The organism is Brevundimonas sp. TWP2-1 (assembly GCF_049897645.1).
In the GTDB taxonomy this organism is placed as follows: Bacteria; Pseudomonadota; Alphaproteobacteria; order Caulobacterales; family Caulobacteraceae; genus Brevundimonas.
Map to the genome: position 1 here is coordinate 1,918,077 of NZ_JAFCWR010000001.1, position 17,865 is coordinate 1,935,941.

Genomic DNA, 17,865 nt, shown 5'->3' on the forward strand with positions numbered 1-17,865 from the left:
CTTCGCTAGAGGAAGTCATGACAGAACAGATGACAGCACAGGCGGCGCTGGACCGCCTCGAAACCCTCTACACCCAATCCGTGACCAACCTGCGCGACGCCGTGCGGGATTTCGTCAACACCGGCGCGCGGCCCGATCCGCTGAAACGCGCCGAAGGGGTGTTCGCCTATCCCGAACTTCGCATCCGCTGGGACGGGGATCGCCCCCAGGACCTGGAGCCGCGCGCCTATGCCCGGCTGTCGAAACAGGGAACCTACGCCACCACCATCACGCGGCCGGACCTGTTCCGCCCCTATCTGACCGAACAGCTGGGCCTGCTGGAGCAGGAGTATAATGCGACCTTCGAGGTCGCGGTGTCCAAGCAGGAGATCCCCTTCCCCTATGTGACGGACGGGCTGGAGGTCGCGCTGGACCGGTCGATGACGGCCGCCCTGGCGCGCTGGTTCCCGACCACGGACCTGGCCCATATCGGCGACGAGATCGCCGACGGCCTGTTCGAGATGGGCGGCGACTTCCCCCTGTCGCACTTCGACGGCTTGCGGACCGACTTCTCGCTGGCGCGGCTGAAACACTACACCGGAACGCCGGTGGACGACGTTCAGTCCTACGTCCTGTTCACCAACTACAATCGCTATGTCGACGAGTTCGTGCGCTGGGCCATCGAACAGCTTCAGACGCCGGGTTCGCCCTACGAGACGCTCTCCTGCGCGGGCGGCGTCGTTATCACGCGCGACACGCCGAACCCCGAGGCTGCGATCAGCGACACGGCCTGGAAGAAGCACCAGATGCCGGCCTATCACCTGACCGCGCCGGGCCATAAGGGCGTGACCCTGGTCAACATCGGCGTCGGCCCGTCCAACGCCAAGACGATCACGGACCACCTGGCCGTCACCCGCCCGCACGTCTGGCTGATGATCGGTCACTGCGGCGGCCTGCGCGCCAGCCAGACCATCGGCGACTATGTGCTGGCCCACGCCTATCTGCGCGACGACCATGTGCTGGACGCGGTCCTGCCGCCCGATATCCCCATCCCGTCGATCGCCGAGGTCCAGCGCGCCCTTTACGACGCCACCAAGTCCGTCAGCGGCATGCCGGGCGACGAGGTCAAACTGCGCCTGCGCACCGGCACCGTGGTCACCACCGACGACCGGAACTGGGAGCTGCGCTATTCCAAGTCGGCGCTGCGCTTCAACCAGAGCCGCGCCGTCGCCATCGACATGGAAAGCGCCACCATCGCCGCGCAAGGCTATCGGTTCCGCGTGCCCTACGGGACCCTGCTTTGCGTGTCGGACAAGCCGCTTCACGGCGAGATCAAGCTGCCGGGCCAAGCCAACCGTTTCTACGAAGGCTCGATCTCCGAACACTTGCAGATCGGCATCCAGGCGGTGGACCTGATGCGCAAGGAAGGCCCGCGCCTGCACTCGCGCAAACTCCGCGCCTTCGACGAGCCGCCGTTCCGTTAAGGCTTGGCGTCGGGAAGAAAGGCCTTTTCCAATGCGCCCGGCTCGACAGGGCTGGGCGCGGTGGCGGCGTTTCGGGTGTCCTGACGACGCGGCAGTCGCCAGACCTGGTGCGAGCGATAGCTGGCTCCGTCCCAGGCCAGGGCCGTGACCGTGATCGTCTTGGCGTCCCAGTCGATCTGGTTGAAGCCTGGGGGCGCCCCCCGCTCGCGGTGCGACAGGGTTCCGCATCCGACTGCGTAGGAGCAGCGGTCGGCCAGAGGGATCGGCATGGCGAAGGGCACATGGACGTGGCCCGTCATGATCAGATCAACGCCGGCTTCAGCGAAGATCAACGCGGCCTCGTCGCCGCGCTTGACGTCGCCGGTCATCGGCGTGCCGACCATCTCGATCAACGGATGGTGGCAGGCCAGAATTCTCAGCGTGCCGATCGGCGCCTGACGCAGGGCCTCGGCCGCACGCCGCGTCTGGTCCAGGTCGATGACGCCCTTGGACCAGTTGGGTCGGGCCTGCCAGCCGCGCGCGGTGACCACGCCGCGGACCATGACGTCCTTGCCCAGGAACTGACCGTCGTGGGCGGGAAAGCCCGTCGCGGTCTCGAAGGCGCGCCACGGATGAAGCACCCGCGCGACGGCGTCCCAATAGGGCACGTCATGATTGCCCACGATGACGAAGCGCGGCTCGGGCATGGCCCGCATCCATTCGCCGGCCGCCGTGAACTCGTCCGGGAACCCCTTTTGCGTGATGTCGCCGGTGATCAGAACCAGGTCGTTGGGCGTGGCGTGGGCGTAGTCCAGGGCGGCGGCGCAGGCGTGTTTGTGTTCGCAACCGAAGTGAACGTCGGAAAACTGGAGAATACGACCCACTAGATGCTGTCCTCGGCCGACGGCGGTCGGGGCGCCAGGGCCTTGAAGGCCTTGGGCACGAAGCGGATGACGGCCTCGGGCTTGAGCAGCAACGGCTCGCCGTCGATCACGGCGGGGATCTTGGAGCGGGCGCGCACCTCGATCAACTTGGCCGGCCGGGTCGAAACGGCCGGATCCTGGCGCCAGTCGCTGAACAGCGCCGTGGCGGCGAGACGGAAGGCCTGGGTCGTGTCGCTGGGGTCCATGGCGGCCGCCTCCAGCCCAATGGGATCTTCCATCGCCTTGGAGATCATCGGGCTGATGAGCACAAGCGCCTCGGTGCGACGTTTCTCGCCGCCGTCCAGGGTGAAGCGCAGTCGGCCCGAGAAGGCGCGTTTCAACGCGCGCCGCCCATATTGCCAGGCCAGCTTGATCTTGCCGGTCCGCATGGCCTCGCGCGCCGGCGCCCACAGGGCGGGCGATCCCAGGATGGCGGCGCAGTAGAAATATTCGCCCTGGACCTCGCCGCCCGAGACGGCCTGGGGCTCGCCCTCCTCCAGCGCGCGCTTCAGGGCCAGCTTCCAGTCGGCCGTGCCATACAGCGCCTTGGGCAGCATATTCATGGTCCCGCCCGGCAGGGGGGCGATCATCGGACCGTTGGGGCTGGCCTTGGAGGCCACCGAGCGCGCCGTGCCGTCGCCGGCCAGAACGAAGATCACGTCAGGCTTGGCCGCAAAGGCGTCGGCGATGATTTGATCGAAGTTCCCGCCCTCGAACGTCATGATCTGTGCCTTCAGATTATAGCCGGCCAAGATCGTCTCGGCCTCGGCCGCAGCGCGTGGCCCGACACTGCCGGACAGCGGATTGACCAGCATCACGGCGTGTCTGATCTGGGCATGAGGCGTCAACGCAGGGCGTTCGTCGGCGTCGGAAAGGGTTTGAGTGACATCGGTCATGGCGGCCGAACGCCTCGCGGACGCCGCCGTTCCGTCCAAGCGTCACCATATTTGTGCACACAGCTGCGCGATGCGGAACCTAAGCCGCGAGGATACGTTTGCTGCCCACAGGGGCGAACACCCAGGGACAAAGGATTTCACCATGAACAAGGCGATTATCGCAATTGCCGGCGCCGGCCTTCTGGCTTCGGCCTGCGCCAGCGACCCGTACGGCTATAACAACGGCGGCACCAACCAGACCGTCCGCCAAGGCGCCATCGGCGCCGGCCTCGGCGCCGTCGCCGGCGCCATCATCGGCAACAACGTCGGCGGCGGCAACGCAGCCACCGGCGCCCTGATCGGTGGCGCCCTGGGCGGCGCAGCCGGCGCGGTCCGCGGTTCCAACCAGGACCGCAACAACCAGCAGCGCTACCGCGACAATCAAGGCCGTTACTACTACTGCTACGATAATCGTCAGGACGAGTGCTATTGGGACAACGGTCAGCGCCGTTATTGATCAATGATCAGTTGCCGGTCGCGAAAGTCAGCGACCGGCGCTAGGTTGAAGGGGCGGTTTGTCGAAGGACGGGCCGCCTCTTTTGCGTAATGGGCCGGCAAAGCCGGGGAGGGCTGTGATGAAGCGATCGACTGGGCTGGCCATATTGGCGATGGGACTGCTGGCGGCGTGCGCGCCGACGCCGAAGCGCGAGGCGCTGGTGGTGGGGGAATCGCCCTGCGTCTCGGGCCGGTTCGACGTCTATTTCGTCGAGAACCAGGCGCGACTGACCGACGCCGCCACCGTGCTGCTGCAGACCGCCGCCGAAAAGGCCAAGGAATGCCGCGTGAACCATGTTCGGGTGCTGGGCTTGGCCGATGCGACCGGCACGGTCGAGGCCAATCTGAGCCTGTCGCAACGCCGTGCGCTTGCCGTGGCCGACGCTTTGACCCGCGCGGGCATGCCGGCGCCGGCTTTTGAAGTGAACGCCGCCGGCGATGCGGGCGCCGTCAACGCCTCGGGCGCGGACGAACTGCTGCGCCGCCGCGCCGAGGTGTTCATCGAGACGTCGCCGCGTTGATCTGCGACGACTGATCTGCGGCGATGAGGTGATGGCGCGGGGGCGACCGAGGGACTAGGTTGCGGCCGCCTGCAACGTCGGAAATCGCCCTTTGCGCCCCCTCGCCTTTCTCGCCGGTCTGTTGCTGTGCCTGCTGTCGCTCTCGACGGTTCAGGCCCAGCCGGTCCAGAGCCAGCCTTCCGGCCTCGTCGCCTTCGGCCCGCAAAGGACCGAGCGGATCGAGGCCGAACTGGTCCCGATGTCGCAATGGGTCGCGCCCGGTTCGACCACCGTGGTCGCCGTGCGCCAGAAGATCGCGCCGGGCTGGCACACCTATTGGCGCAATCCGGGCGACAGCGGCGGGGCGACCAGCCTGGTCTGGACCCTGCCCGACGGCGTCACGGCCGACCCCATCCTGTGGCCCCTGCCCAGCCGCCAGCGGCTGATGAGCCTGATGAACTACGGCTATTCGGGCGCGGTCCTGCTGCCCGTGCCGATCCATGTGCCGGCCTCGGCCCGGCCGGGCGAGGTGCTGACCCTGACCACGGATGTGCTGTTCCTGGTGTGCAGCGACCAGATGTGCGTGCCCGAGCCGCTGACCCTGTCGCTGGCCCTGCCGGTGCGCGAGGGCGCTGCGCCGCTGGCCAAACCCTGGGGCGCCGAGATCGAGCGGCTGGTCGAGACCGCGCCCCGCCCGGCCGGGATCGAGGCGCGCGTCGCGGTCGAGGCCGGCAAACTGGTCCTGACCGCGACGGGCGGACCGCTGGCCGGCGCCGACATCGGCCAAGTCTATTTCTATCCTTACGAGGGCGGACGGATCGACCATGCGGCGGTGCAGCCGGGGACCAAAGGGCCGAATGGCGTGAGCGTGACGCTGACGCCCGGTCGAGAGGCGGCGACGGCGCCGCTGGCCGGCGTCCTGGCGACCGACAGGGGCGCGTGGGAAATCACGGCCCAGCCCGGTCCGCCGCTAGCGGGCGCGCAGGGACAGGGCGCATTGGCGCCGCTGGACGAGGCGACATCGGCGCCGGCCAGGACAGGCGTGCTGGTCTTTCTTCAGGCCTTGGGTCTGGCCCTGCTGGGCGGGCTGGTGCTGAACCTGATGCCCTGCGTCTTCCCCGTCCTGGCGATGAAGGCGGCGTCGCTGTCGGCGGCGGCGCACGATCCGGCGCGGGCGCGGCGTGACGGCCTGGCCTTCACCGCCGGGGTGCTGGTCAGCTTCCTGGTGCTGGCGGGCGCGCTTCTGGCGCTGAGGGCGGCCGGTCAGGCGATCGGCTGGGGGTTCCAGCTTCAGTCGCCGGGCGTGGTCGCGGCCCTGGCCCTGATCATGCTGCTGGTCGGGCTGAACCTGTCGGGCGTCTTCCATGTCGGGGCAGGGATGCAGAACGCCGGGTCGGGGCCGCTGTCGCGCCTGCCCGGCGCGGCCGGCGCCTTCTTCACCGGCGTTCTGGCCGTGGTGGTCGCGGCGCCCTGCACCGCGCCCTTCATGGCGGCGGCCCTGGGCGCGGCGTTGGTCCTGCCGTGGCCAATGGCCTTGGCGGTCTTCCTGATGCAGGGCCTGGGTCTGGCCCTGCCCTATTTGGCGATCAGCCTGTCGCCGGGCCTGCTGTCGCGCCTGCCCCGGCCGGGCGTGTGGATGGAGCGGCTGAAGGGTCTCCTGGCCTTTCCCATGTACGGGGCGGCGCTGTGGCTGCTGTGGGTGTTCACGCGACAGGGCGGGGTCGATGCCCTGGGTCTGTTGCTGACGGCGGCGCTGCTGCTGGCTTTCGCCGCCTGGCTGCTGGGGCTGGCCCAGGCCGCCCGCCAGCGGGGCGAGCGGCCCGTGCTGGCCACGATCTGCGCGACTGTCGCCGGCGTCATGGCCATCGGGTTGGCCGGAGCTGCGGCCGGCGCTGCGCGGGATGCGGACGCCGCGCCCCAGGGCGAGAGCGGACCCCTGGCCGCCCAGCCCTGGTCGGTTGAGGCGGTGGCGCAAGCGACGGCGGCGGGACGGCCGGTGCTGGTCAACCTGACCGCCGACTGGTGCGTGACCTGCAAGATCAACGAGCGGGCGGCCCTGTCTTCGCCCCGCGTCGCCAAGGCGATGACGCAGGCGAACGCGGCCTATCTGGTCGGCGACTGGACCCGTCGCGACGACGCCATCACGCGCGAACTGCAGGCGCACGGCCGCTCGGGCGTGCCGCTGTATCTGCTGTATCGACCGGGTCAGGCCGAGCCGGAAATCCTGCCGCAACTGCTGACCGAGGGCGTCGTGATCGACGCGCTGACGGAGTAACGAGTCAGCTCAGGAAGCGCTGAACCGCCGCCAGGAAGCGCTGCGGCTGTTCGATCATCACCTGGTGCTGGGCGCCTTCGATCCGTTCGAACCGGGCGGTGCGCGGCAGGCCCTGGAAGCCGTAGCGATAGAGGCCCTCCAACCGATTGCGGGGACTGTCGGCGTCGCGGGTCCAACCATAGACCACCGTCACCGGGGCGTTGATCTGGGACAGGCGCGGGCGCAGGTCCACGGTCAGGGCTTCATAGAGACCCTGGGCCAGGACGCGCCGGTCGCCGCCCTGAAGGCCCAAGCCCTGAAACACCATGTCGCCGGCCAGCCCCATGTCCACGCCGAAGGCCGCGACCTGGGACTTCAGCGCCTGGTCGCCGAACAGAAGCAGGGCCTGATAGCCCAGCCGGGCCAGGGGCTCGACCTGGGCCGAGGTCGCGCGGGCGTCCACCAGAGACGGGAAGAAGGGCGAGGAATCGACCACCATCACCCGCCCGATCCGGTCGCCCATATCGGCGGCGACGCGCAGCGCGATCTGACCGCCCAGCGAATGGCCGATCACGGCGGGGCGGTCGATCCGCTGCTCGCGGATGTAGCGGTCGATCTCGCTGGCGGCCGGCCCGGCGAGACCCCCGCCGACATTGTCGCCGATATCGGTTTCGCCGAAGCCGCGCAGGGTGACCAGATGCACGCGGTAGCGATCATCCAGCCGATCCGCCGTCGAGCGCCAGGCCGACCCCGTCGAGCCCAGGCCGGGGATGAAGATGATGTCCGGCCCGGTCCCGCGCGTCTCGACGATGATGCGGCTGGAACTGAAGGCCGGCACCTGTACCGGCAGCCGACCTTGGGCCTGGGCCTGGGCCGCAGGGACGAAAACGAACAGGGTCGCCACAAGCGAAACGAAGAGACGGGTCATCATTCGTCCCTAACGCCCGATCACGGCGATCGGTTGACGGCGCGCTTGCGGCTTATCGCCCCTTGAAGTCCGGTTTGCGCTTTTCGACGAAGGCGGACATGCCCTCCTTCTGGTCCTCGAAGGCGAACAGGGAGTGGAACAGGCGGCGTTCGAACTGGACGCCTTGCGTCAGGGTGGTCTCCAGCGCGGCGTTGACCATCTCCTTGTTGGCCATGACCGCCAGCGGGCTTTGCGAGGCGATCTTCGCGGCGATCTTGCGGGTTTCCTCCAGCAGGGTGTCGTGCGGGAAGACGCGCGAGGCGAGGCCGGCGCGCTCGGCTTCCACCGCGTCCATCATGCGGGCGGTCAGGACCATGTCCATGGCCTTGGACTTGCCGACGAGGCGGGTCAGGCGCTGGGAGCCGCCGATGCCGGGGGCGACGCCGAGGTTGATCTCGGGCTGGCCGAACTTCGCCTTGTCCGACGCGACGATGAAGTCGCACAGCATGGCCAGCTCGCACCCGCCGCCCAAAGCAAAGCCGTTGACTGCGGCGATGATCGGCTTGCGGAACCGGGTGATACGGTCGTGGCCGAGGGCGAAATAGTTGCCCGTGTACATCTGGGCGTAGGTCTGATCCGCCATCTCCTTGATGTCGGCCCCGGCGGCGAAGGCCTTTTCGCCCGAGCCGGTCAGGATGAGGCAGCGCACGCTGTCGTCGTGCTCGACGCTGTCGAGGAAGTCGGCGAGGTCCTTGAACAGGGCCGAGTTCAGGGCGTTCAGCGCCTCGGGCCGGTTCAGGGTCACCACCGCATAGCCGTCGGCGTGGCGTTCGATCAGCAGGTTGGAATAGGTGTCGGCCATGGTCGGTCTCCTTTGACGGCGGTCATACAGGGGCGAAGGCGACCCGACTAGCGCATGGACTATCGTCGGGGCATCAACGCCAGGGTCAGGCCCGCCCGCACCAGTTCGGCGACGACGACCATGGCCAGCAGCAGATTGGCGGCGATCACCTGACCCCGCGCGCCCGACAGGTCCAGCGTCCAGCCGAAGACGGACGACAAGGCCAGAACCAGGGCCGCGAGCAGGATCAGGCCGACCAGCAGCATCAGGGCGACATGCCCCGCCTTCAGCGCCGCCTGAAGCGTCGGCCCCTCGTCCAGCACGCGGGCGCGGCGGCGGAACAGGCGCGCGATCAGGCCGGTGGCGGCGGCCTCGGCCACAGCGGCGACGATCAGGGCGGCGACGAACCACCATACCAGACCGCCCAGGTCGCCGGCGCGCAGCCCCTGAACGAAGTGAAGGAAATAGGCGCCCCAGACCAGGACGCCGACCACCAGACTGATCCAGAGATGGATCTTGCGCATCGCTCAGCCCTCCAGCCCGACCATGGCGGCCAGCTTCTGCACCGTGTTCCAGTTGCGGCCGGTGCCGACGCCGATCAGGCGCGGCTGGGCCTTTTCCGCCATCTTCGACCGACCGAGGCCTTCGGGATGCCAGAAGAACAGGTCGCCGCCGACGGGTTCGACCCGTTCGTCGCCGGCCGCGAAGCCGCGCAGCGCCTCGACCGCTCCGTCCTTAATTCCGGCCTTCATCACCATGACCAGCAGTTTGGACCCGTCGAGACCGGCTTCGTCCGTGAACGGATTGGCGGCCATCAATGCCGACCACTGCTCGGGCGTGCGTACGATCACGTCGATGGGGCGGCCGAAATGAGCGGCGATCCCTCGCTCCAGCCGCGCCTCGACATCGGCCGGTCCGGCGTCGCTCTCGACCACCAGATTGCCGCTGGCCAGCAGGGTGCGTGGATCACCGAAGCCGGCCTCGACGGCGATGGCCTTCAGCTCGGCCATCGGGACCTTGACCCCGCCGACATTGACGCCGCGCAACAGACAAATGCGGTCGCTCATGGCGTCACGCCTTCTGGCAGGAGGGGCAGTAGAAGGTGGAGCGGCCGCCCTGGACGATGCGGGCGACGACGCCGATGCATTTCTCGCCGCGACACGGCTCGCCCTCGCGGCCATAGACGTCGAACCGGTGCTGGAAATAACCCTGGCCGCCCTCGGCGTTGGCGAAGTCACGCAGGGTCGAGCCGCCCGCCGCGATGGCGTCGTTCAGCACGTTGCGGACTTCGGTCGCCAGACGCTCCAGCCGGGCCTTCGACACCTTGCAGGCTGCGACCAGGGGCGAGATTCGGGCTCGATATAGCGCCTCGCACACATAGATATTGCCCAGGCCGGACACGATCCGCTGATCCAGCAGACTGACCTTGATGTTCTGCTTCTTGCCGGAGAAGGCCTCGACCAGATGGGCGCCGGAAAAACCGTTGCCGAGGGGTTCGGGACCCAGGCCGGCGAACCAGGGATGGGTCTCGACCTGGTCGGTGGGGATCAGGCCCATGAAGCCGAACCGGCGGGCGTCGGCATAGCCGATGCGGGTCGCGGCGCCGTCGCGGATGGCGCAGCCGCTGAAATGTTCGTGCTTGCCGGCGATGGGCGCGGCCTCCTCGAACTCGCCCAGCAGGGTTCCGTCCAGGGTGAAGCGGCCGGTCATGCCCAGGTGCGTGATCCAGGTCTCGCCGATCGACAGGGGCATGAGCAGATATTTGGCCCGGCGGTCGATCTGCTGGACCGTCGCCCCCTCCAGCCGTTCGACGAACCGCTCGGGGAAGGGGAACCGCAGGTCGGGCCGGTTGATCCGGACCCGCGACAGCCGCGCGCCCTCCAGCACCGGCGTCAGGCCGCGTCGGACGGTTTCGACCTCGGGAAGTTCAGGCATGAGCGGTCCTAGCCCGCCCGTGCGGCCCCGCCAAGCCAGGTCGCACATCATGGGGTCGTCGCAAGATCGACACGGCGCCGACACGCCTAGAGGGCATGGAGGGCGGACGACGATCCGGGGGGACGATCATGACGGACTTCACCGCCGACGCCATCCCGCCGACCCATCGAAAGCCTGTCGCCTTTCGATGGCGGATACGGCTGTCCAGCGAGGAGACGGCCATCCTCGCCGCCGCCGCCATCGTGGGACTGAGCGCCGCCTTTTTGCTGTTCCCCGGCGTGGACCTGGCGGTCAGCGGCCTGTTCCACCGGGCGCGCGACGGTTTCTATCTGTCCCACGATCCGATGCTGCGCGCCCTGCGCAAGAGCTCGACCCTGGTGATGTCGATGATGCTGCTCGCGGCGGTGGGGCGGTGGATCTGGCGGTTGCTGCGGCGGCGAAAGGCCGATCTGGCGGGGCGCAGGGCGTTGTTCGTGATCGCGGGTCTGGCCCTGGGGCCGGGACTGGTGGTCAACGGCCTGTTCAAGGACATCTGGGGTCGGGCGCGGCCGATCGACGTGCGGGTCTTCGGCGGCGACGAGGTCTTCACCGCCGCCTGGCTGCCCAGCACGGCCTGTCAGTCCAACTGTTCCTTCATCTCGGGCGAGGGGGCGGGCGCGGCCTGGATGGTGGCGGCGGCCCTGGTGCTGGCGCCGCGTCGCTGGCGGCCTGTCGCGGGAGGGCTGGCCCTGGCCTACGCCGTCAGCCTGTCGGCCAACCGCATCGTCTTCGGCGGCCATTTCCTGTCGGACGTTCTGCTGTCGTGGGCGGTGACGGCCCTGGTGCTGGCCCTGCTTTATCGCGGCCTGAAGATCGCCTCGGCGGCGCTTCGGCGACGCAAGCTCCGCGTCCTGAACATCGCGATCGCCTGAGACCCGTTGCCGCCTGCGACATAATGCGCTTACGTCCGCGCGAACGTGGGAATTCGCCGATGACAGACGCTGCCGCCGCCCCCAAGGGTCGGCTTGAACTCACCCTCCGCGCCCTGGTGCTGGGCGTTTTGCTGGCGGTGGTCTTCACCGCCGCCAACACCTATCTGGGCCTGAAGGTGGGCCTGACCTTCGCCTCGGCCATTCCCGCGGCGGTCATTTCGATGGCGATCCTGCGCGGTTTCCGCACCTCGACCATCTGGGAGAATATGACGGTCCAGACCGTCGCCTCGGTCGGCGGCGCCATGAGTTCGATCATCTTCGTCCTGCCCGGCCTGGTGATGATCGGCTGGTGGCTGGAGTTTCCGTTCTGGGAATCGACCCTGATCTGCATCTTCGGCGGCATCCTGGGGGTGACCTTCTCGATCCCGCTGCGACGCGCCCTGGTGACCAACGGCGGCCTGCCCTACCCCGAGGGCGTCGCCGCCGCCGAGGTGCTGAAGGTCGGCTCGCGCGGCGCCGAACAGACCGAAAGCGCCCTGCGCGAGAACAAGTCCGGCCTGTGGGTCGTGGTCGCGGGCGCTGTCGTGTCGTCGGGCTATGCGTTGCTGGTCGCGGGCCGCGTCTTCGCGGGCGAGGCGGCCAAGTTCTTCAAGCTTCCGGCCGCCTTGGGCGGCGGCGCGACCGGCGTCGGCTTCGGCATGCAGTTTGCGCTCTTGGGCGCCGGGCACCTGATCGGCCTGACGGTCGGCCTGGCGCAACTGTTCGGCCTGATCCTGGCCTGGGTCATCGCCGTGCCGATCCTGACCAGCCCCGACACCATCGCCTGGCTCACGTCGCACGGCCTGCCCTCTATCGCCGCAACATTGCCCGCCGGAACGCCTGCCGAAGAACTGGCCATGACGGTCTGGAGCCGCGAGGTCCGTTTCATGGGCGCCGGCGTCATCGGCGTGGCGGCCATCTGGACCCTAATCAAGCTGGCCGGACCGCTGATCGGCGGCCTGACCTCGGCCCTGGCGGCCCAGTCCAAACGCTCGCACGGCGAGGTGCTGGAACGCGCCGAGCAGGATATTCCGATCAAGATCGTCGGCGCCGTGTCAGTGGCCGCCCTGATCGCCATCGCCGGCCTCTTGACCTGGATCGCGTTGGCGTCGCCGACGCTGGCGGCGTCCGCCCCCCTGCTGGTCATCGGCGGCCTGGTCTATGTGGTGCTGATCGGCTTCGCGGTGGCAGCCATCTGCGGATACATGGCCGGGCTTATCGGCTCTTCGAACAGCCCGGTGTCCGGCGTCGGCATCCTGGCCATCATCGTCGCCTCGCTGCTGATGCTGGGCGTGATGAAGATCGCGGGCGTGCCGGCCGACGGCTCCATCATCGCCTTCGCCCTGATCGTGACGGCCGTGGTGTTCGCCGTCGCCGTCATCGCCAACGACAACCTTCAGGACCTGAAGACCGGCCAGCTGGTCGATGCGACGCCGTGGCGCCAGCAGTTGGCCCTGATCGTCGGCGTCATCGCCGGCGCCCTGGTCATCCCCTTCATCCTGAACAAGCTGAACGGCGCCTTCGGGTTCGAGGGCGGCCCTCCCGGCATCGCCAACGAGCCGCTGGCGGCGCCCCAGGCGACGCTGATCTCGGCCCTGGCGCGCGGCGTCATCGGCGGCGACCTGCGTTGGGACCTGATCGGTCTGGGCGCGGTGATCGGCGTGATCATCATCGTGCTGGACGCCGTCGTGTCCAAGTCGACCAAGGGCAAGGTCAAGTTGCCGCCTCTGGCCGTGGGCATCGGCTTTTATCTGCCGGCGGCGGTGACGACCATGCTGGTCATCGGCGCCGTGGTCGGCTGGGTCTATGACAAGGCGGTCAAGACGACCCGGTTCGCCGATGTGGCGCGCCGCATGGGCGTGCTGCTGGCGTCCGGCCTGATCGTGGGCGAGAGCCTGTTCGGCGTCTTCTACGCCAGCGTCATCGTCGGCACGAACAGCGAAGCGCCCTTCGCCATGATCCCCGAAGGCTCCGGCTGGCCCGCCATGCTGGCCGGGATCGTCGTCTTCGCGGCGGCGGTGTTCGGCCTCTACAGCTGGACCCGCAAACGGGCCGAGAAGGTCTGATTTTCTCCCTCCCCTTCATGGGGAGGGACGATCGCGAAGCGATCAGGGTGGGGCTGGATAGGGCGAGCGCAACGTCCTGACGACCCCACCCGGGCTCCGCTCCGCTTCGCCGTCCCTCCCCATGAAGGGGAAGGAGAGGACCGGGTCAGCCCCGCGTAGCCACCATCATATAGTTGATGCCCGCGTCGTCGGTCTGGCTCCAGCGGTCGTGAAGCGGGTCGTAGTTCAGGCCGTAGGGCCCCTCGACCGTAACCGGCTCGGCGGCCAGCATCGCGCGGATCTCTTCGGGCTTGAGGAATTGACGCCAGTCGTGGGTCCCGGCCGGCACCCAGCGCAGGATATATTCCGCCGCGACCTTGCCCAGGGCCAGCGACTTCAGCGTGCGGTTCAGGGTGGCGACCATCATGATCCCGCCCGGCCGAACCAGGCGCGAACAGGCGCGCACGAAGGCCTCAGGGTCGGCGACGTGCTCGATCACCTCCATGGTCAGGACCACGTCGAACGGCCCCGCGCCCTCGGCCTCGATCTGTTCCACCGTGGCGGCGCGATAGGCGATGTCCAGGCCGACCATCTCGGCATGGGCGCGCGCCGTGCCGATATTCTCGGACGAGGCGTCGATGGCCGTGACGGTGAAACCCATCCGCCGCATCGGCTCGGCGATCAGTCCGCCGCCGCAGCCGACATCCAGCAGGGTCAGGCCCTCGAAGGGCGCACGCGCCTTGGGATCGCGGCCAAGGCGGGTGCAAAGCTGGTCGCGGATCAGGGCCAGACGCGCCGGATTGAACCGGTGCAGAGGCGCGAACGGCCCCTTAGCGTCCCACCATTCGGCCGCCTGGGCCGAAAAGCGGGCCACATCGGCGGGGTCGATCGATGCGCCGAACGCGCCTTCGGACGAATTTTGCGGAAAACCATGCCCTTCGCGGGGTAGGCGAGACGGTGCGGCGTCGCTAGAAGCGGTCATGCGCGAGGGATGAACCTTCGCGCCCTTTCACGCAAGCAGGGGGCGGAACGCCACGATGACGCGGCCCGATACGACACGACTGGTGATGAAGTTCGGCGGCACCTCGATGGGCGACCTCGAACGCATTCGTCGCGCGGCGCGGATCGTCGCCGCCGAGGCCGCCTCGGGCAAGAAGATCGCCGTCGTCGTTTCCGCCATGGCGGGCAAGACCAACGAACTGGTCGCCTGGACCGACGGCGCGGGACCGGCCGCCGCCGGCCTGCCGCTGAGCGATGACGAATATGACGTGGTGGTCGCCTCGGGCGAGCAGGTCACCGCTGGTTTGCTGGCCCTGACCCTGCGCAACATGGGCCTCAACGCCCGGTCGTGGATGGGCTGGCAGGTGCCGATCATCACGGACGACGCCCACGCCCGGGCCCGCATCGTCGACATCCCCGGCGAGAAGCTGGGCGCGGCCGTCGATTCGGGCGAGATCGCCATCGTCCCCGGCTTCCAGGGCGTGACGACGGACGGCAAGATCACCACCCTGGGCCGAGGCGGCTCGGACACATCGGCGGTCGCCGTGGCGGCGGCCCTGGGCGCGCCGTGCGACATCTATACCGACGTGGACGGCGTCTATACGACCGACCCGCGCATCGAGAGCCGCGCGCGCCGCCTGGCCAAGGTGTCGTACGAAGAGATGCTGGAGATGGCGTCCCTGGGTGCCAAGGTGCTGCAGACCCGCTCGGTCGAGCTGGCCATGGCCAAACAGGTGCCGGTGCGCGTGCTTTCAAGCTTTATCGAACCCGACGCAAATGGCGTCATGCCCGACAAGGGTGGAACCCTGATCTGCGACGAGGAGGAGATCGTGGAAAAACGTATCGTGTCCGGTGTGACCATGAGCCGTGACGAGGCCCGCATCACCCTGCTGGGCCTGTCCGACCGCGTGGACGCCCCCGCAGACGTCTTCACGCGCCTGGCCGAGGCCAACGTCAATGTCGACATGATCGTGCAGAGCCAGTCGCGCACGGCCGGCACCGTCAACCTGACCTTCACCACGGGCCGCCGCGACGCCGTGCGCGCCGCCGAGCTGATGACGGCCAGCCAGGCGCAACTCGGCTTCGAGGAAATCCGCATCGACGAGGACGTGGCCAAGGTGTCGGTCGTCGGCGTCGGCATGCGCAGTCATGCGGGCGTCGCCCAGCTGATGTTCCGGGCCCTGGCCGAAAAGGGCGTCAAGTTCCAGGCCATCTCGACCTCCGAGATCAAGATCAGCGTCCTGATCGACGCCGCATACGCCGAACTGGCGGTTCGGGCGTTGCATTCGGCTTACGGCCTGGACGCGGTATAGGTGATCTGAACAGGGCGCCTATATCCACGAAAAGGGCGCGGGAGACATGATGCCGGCAGGCGGCGCGATGACCAGGGGACCTCGGATCCTCCTGCGCCAGATCCGCGAGGCTCTGGGCGGGGCCGGCGCGGGCGCGACCCCCGCGCAGGACCGCCTGAACATGGTCGTCAGGATCATCGCCCGGTCGATGGTCGCCGAAGTCTGCTCCATCTATCTGCGCCGCGCCTCGGGCGAGCTTGAGCTGTTCGCCACCGAAGGCCTGAACCCCGACGCCGTCCACAACACCCGCCTGCGCCCCGGCGAGGGCCTGGTGGGCGAGGTGGCGCGGATGGCCCAGCCCATCAGCCTGTCGGACGCGCCGTCGCACCCGTCCTTCTCCTATCGGCCGGAAACGGGCGAAGACCCCTATCACGCCTTCCTGGGCGCCCCTTTGCTGCGGGGCGGCCGGGCCATCGGCGTCCTGGTCGTCCAGAACCGCACCGAGCGGCGCTATGACGAGGAAGAGGTCGAGGACATCCAGACCATCGCCATGGTCCTGTCCGAGACGGTGTCCTCCGGCGAACTGCTGGCCCTGGACGAGTTGCGCGACGTCGAACTGGCGCCCCACCGGCCCGAGCGGCTGAAAGGACAGAAGTTCTCGGACGGTCTGGCCTTTGGTCATGTGGTGCTGCACGAGGCGCCCCTGCCCCCCGAAAAGCTGCTGTCCGAAGACCCGGCGATGGAGGAGGCGCGGCTGAAGCTGGCGCTCGCCACTCTGAAGACCGGCCTGGATGTCATGCTGGACAAGGGTCAGGGCCTGGCCGGTCCCTCGTTCGAGGTGCTGGAGACCTATCGCATGTTCGCCGACGACCGGGGCTGGAACCGGTCGCTGGAAGAGGCGGTGCGCAACGGCCTGACGGCCGAGGCGGCGGTGGACCGGGTCAGGAACGAACACCGCGCCCGCTTCGCCCAGGCGCGCGACCCCTATATCCGCGAACGGCTGCACGATTTCGAGGACCTGGCCAACCGGCTGCTGCGCGTGTTGGCGGGCGACAAGCCGGGCGAGCGCGAACTGCCCGACGACGCCATTCTGGTGGCGCGGAACCTGGGGCCTGCCGACCTGCTGGAGTATCCGCGCGACAAGCTGAAGGGCCTGTTGCTGGAAGAAGGTTCGGCCGCCAGCCACGCCGCCATCGTCGCGCGGGCTCTGCAGATCCCCTGCGTCGGCCGCCTGATGGGCCTGCGCGACCGGCTGTCGGAAGGCGACATGGTCATCGCCGACGGCGAGACCGGCGAGACCTATCTGCGGCCCCGCCCCGACATGCTGGAGGCCGTGCAGTCGCGCATGGCCGTGCGCGAACAGCGCCAGGCCGAGTTCGCCCAGCTGCGCGACGTGCCGGCCGTCACCCTGGACGGTCAGCGGATCACGGTCCTGACCAATGCAGGTCTCGCCGTCGATCTGGAGAACATGGCCGAGACGGGCGCCGAGGGCATCGGCCTGTTCCGCACCGAGTTCCAGTTCATGGTGTCGGACGAACTGCCCCGGCTGAACGCCCAGACGGCGCTGTACAAGCTGGTGCTGGACGCGGCCGGCGACAAACCCGTCACCTTCCGCACCCTGGACATCGGCGGCGACAAGGTCCTGCCCTATCTGGAAGCCGAGCGCGAAGAGAACCCGGCCCTGGGCCGCCGCGCCATCCGCCTGGGCCTGGATCGGCCGTCGCTGCTGCGAATGCAGCTTCGTGCGCTGCTGGCGGCGGGGGCCGGGCGCGAGCTGCGGGTCATGTTCCCGATGATCGCCACGGTCGATGAGTTCCGGGCCGCGCGCGAACTGGTGGACATCGAATGCGCCTGGGCCAAGCGTCGCGGGCGCGCCCTGCCGGCCCTGCTGCGCGTCGGGGCCATGGTCGAATGTCCGTCGCTGCTATGGCACTTGGACGCCCTGTTGCCGCTGACGGACTTCGTCTCCATCGGCACCAACGACCTGTTCCAGTATATGTACGCCGCCGACCGCACCAATCCGCTGGTCTCGGACCGTTACGACCCCCTGTCGCCGCCGACCCTGCGCGCGCTTCAGTCGATCCAGAAGGCCTGCGCCGACACCGGCACGCCGGTGTCGATCTGCGGCGAGCTGGCCGGACGTCCGCTGGAGGCCTTCGCCCTGATCGTCTTGGGCTTCACGCGTCTGTCGGCGCCGGCCGGCGGGGTCGGGCCGGTCAAGCGGATGATCCTGTCGGCGGACCTGAGCGCGGCGCGGCGCGGCATGGCCAATCTGCTGAACCTGTCCACCGGCTCGGTGCGCAACGAGATCGAGTCCCTGGCGCGCAAGCTGAACGTCGCGGTCTGA

16 protein-coding genes are annotated in these 17,865 nt (G+C 68.6%); 8 read left to right on the forward strand and 8 right to left on the reverse strand.

The window, feature by feature from the left end; genetic code table 11:
• Window positions 1–17: 17 nt before the first annotated feature.
• Entirely contained in the window at window positions 18–1,463 is a 1,446-nt protein-coding gene (locus ACP7BH_RS09490) for an AMP nucleosidase (protein ID WP_425981694.1), read from the forward strand.
• Here the strand turns inward: ACP7BH_RS09490 and ACP7BH_RS09495 are convergent.
• Entirely contained in the window at window positions 1,460–2,326 is an 867-nt protein-coding gene (locus ACP7BH_RS09495) for a metallophosphoesterase family protein (RefSeq protein ID WP_425981692.1), read from the reverse strand. The two genes, ACP7BH_RS09490 and ACP7BH_RS09495, sit on opposite strands and share 4 nt — an antisense overlap.
• Window positions 2,326–3,261, reverse strand: coding sequence for a diacylglycerol/lipid kinase family protein (locus ACP7BH_RS09500; RefSeq protein ID WP_425981689.1), 936 nt, complete (start codon window positions 3,259–3,261; stop codon window positions 2,326–2,328). Before ACP7BH_RS09500 ends, ACP7BH_RS09495 begins: the two co-directional genes overlap by 1 nt.
• 142 nt (window positions 3,262–3,403) lie before the next feature.
• Here ACP7BH_RS09500 and ACP7BH_RS09505 point away from each other — a divergent pair, with 142 nt between their 5' ends.
• From ACP7BH_RS09505 to ACP7BH_RS09515, 3 genes are all read left to right on the forward strand, one after another.
• A complete protein-coding gene (locus tag ACP7BH_RS09505) occupies window positions 3,404–3,757 on the forward strand; it encodes a glycine zipper domain-containing protein (protein WP_135194456.1) in 354 nt (117 codons plus the stop codon).
• A 118-nt stretch (window positions 3,758–3,875) separates the two neighbouring features.
• Window positions 3,876–4,316 (forward strand): OmpA family protein, encoded by a 441-nt coding sequence (locus ACP7BH_RS09510; RefSeq protein ID WP_425981686.1) that lies wholly within the window; start codon window positions 3,876–3,878, stop codon window positions 4,314–4,316.
• A 91-nt stretch (window positions 4,317–4,407) separates the two neighbouring features.
• Window positions 4,408–6,570 carry a protein-disulfide reductase DsbD family protein gene (locus ACP7BH_RS09515; protein WP_425981684.1) on the forward strand — a complete coding sequence of 721 codons (2,163 nt, stop codon included), beginning with the start codon at window positions 4,408–4,410 and terminating at the stop codon, window positions 6,568–6,570.
• Window positions 6,571–6,574: 4 nt separating this feature from the next.
• On the opposite strand, the gene ACP7BH_RS09520 is transcribed toward ACP7BH_RS09515, so the two are convergent.
• From ACP7BH_RS09520 to mutM, 5 genes are read right to left on the reverse strand one after another with little or no spacing between them, the layout of a single operon-like run.
• Window positions 6,575–7,477, reverse strand: coding sequence for an alpha/beta fold hydrolase (locus ACP7BH_RS09520; RefSeq protein ID WP_425981682.1), 903 nt, complete (start codon window positions 7,475–7,477; stop codon window positions 6,575–6,577).
• Window positions 7,478–7,529: 52 nt separating this feature from the next.
• On the reverse strand, window positions 7,530–8,318 hold the full coding sequence (locus tag ACP7BH_RS09525; protein WP_425981679.1) for an enoyl-CoA hydratase-related protein: 789 nt from the start codon (window positions 8,316–8,318) through the stop codon (window positions 7,530–7,532).
• Between the two features lie 59 nt (window positions 8,319–8,377).
• Window positions 8,378–8,821 carry a hypothetical protein gene (locus ACP7BH_RS09530; protein WP_425981677.1) on the reverse strand — a complete coding sequence of 148 codons (444 nt, stop codon included), beginning with the start codon at window positions 8,819–8,821 and terminating at the stop codon, window positions 8,378–8,380.
• Window positions 8,822–8,824: 3 nt separating this feature from the next.
• Window positions 8,825–9,364: a DUF1697 domain-containing protein gene (locus ACP7BH_RS09535; RefSeq protein WP_425981674.1), complete on the reverse strand. Its 540-nt coding sequence runs from the start codon at window positions 9,362–9,364 to the stop codon at window positions 8,825–8,827.
• Window positions 9,365–9,368: 4 nt separating this feature from the next.
• Window positions 9,369–10,232, reverse strand: coding sequence for a bifunctional DNA-formamidopyrimidine glycosylase/DNA-(apurinic or apyrimidinic site) lyase (gene mutM / locus ACP7BH_RS09540; protein WP_425981672.1), 864 nt, complete (start codon window positions 10,230–10,232; stop codon window positions 9,369–9,371).
• 128 nt (window positions 10,233–10,360) lie between these two features.
• Between mutM and ACP7BH_RS09545 the strand changes: the two genes are divergently transcribed.
• Both ACP7BH_RS09545 and ACP7BH_RS09550 read left to right on the forward strand, forming a co-directional pair.
• Window positions 10,361–11,143 (forward strand): phosphatase PAP2 family protein, encoded by a 783-nt coding sequence (locus ACP7BH_RS09545; protein WP_425981670.1) that lies wholly within the window; start codon window positions 10,361–10,363, stop codon window positions 11,141–11,143.
• Window positions 11,144–11,202: 59 nt separating this feature from the next.
• Window positions 11,203–13,248: an OPT family oligopeptide transporter gene (locus ACP7BH_RS09550; RefSeq protein ID WP_425981667.1), complete on the forward strand. Its 2,046-nt coding sequence runs from the start codon at window positions 11,203–11,205 to the stop codon at window positions 13,246–13,248.
• Window positions 13,249–13,393: 145 nt separating this feature from the next.
• Here the strand turns inward: ACP7BH_RS09550 and ubiG are convergent, their stop codons facing one another.
• Complete coding sequence (gene ubiG / locus ACP7BH_RS09555; protein WP_425981665.1) at window positions 13,394–14,209, reverse strand: bifunctional 2-polyprenyl-6-hydroxyphenol methylase/3-demethylubiquinol 3-O-methyltransferase UbiG; 816 nt, start codon at window positions 14,207–14,209, stop codon at window positions 13,394–13,396.
• 55 nt (window positions 14,210–14,264) lie between these two features.
• Here ubiG and ACP7BH_RS09560 point away from each other — a divergent pair, with 55 nt between their 5' ends.
• Both ACP7BH_RS09560 and ptsP read left to right on the forward strand, forming a co-directional pair.
• Window positions 14,265–15,539, forward strand: coding sequence for an aspartate kinase (locus ACP7BH_RS09560; protein ID WP_425981663.1), 1,275 nt, complete (start codon window positions 14,265–14,267; stop codon window positions 15,537–15,539).
• Between the two features lie 67 nt (window positions 15,540–15,606).
• Window positions 15,607–17,865: a phosphoenolpyruvate--protein phosphotransferase gene (ptsP, locus tag ACP7BH_RS09565; protein ID WP_409719684.1), complete on the forward strand. Its 2,259-nt coding sequence runs from the start codon at window positions 15,607–15,609 to the stop codon at window positions 17,863–17,865.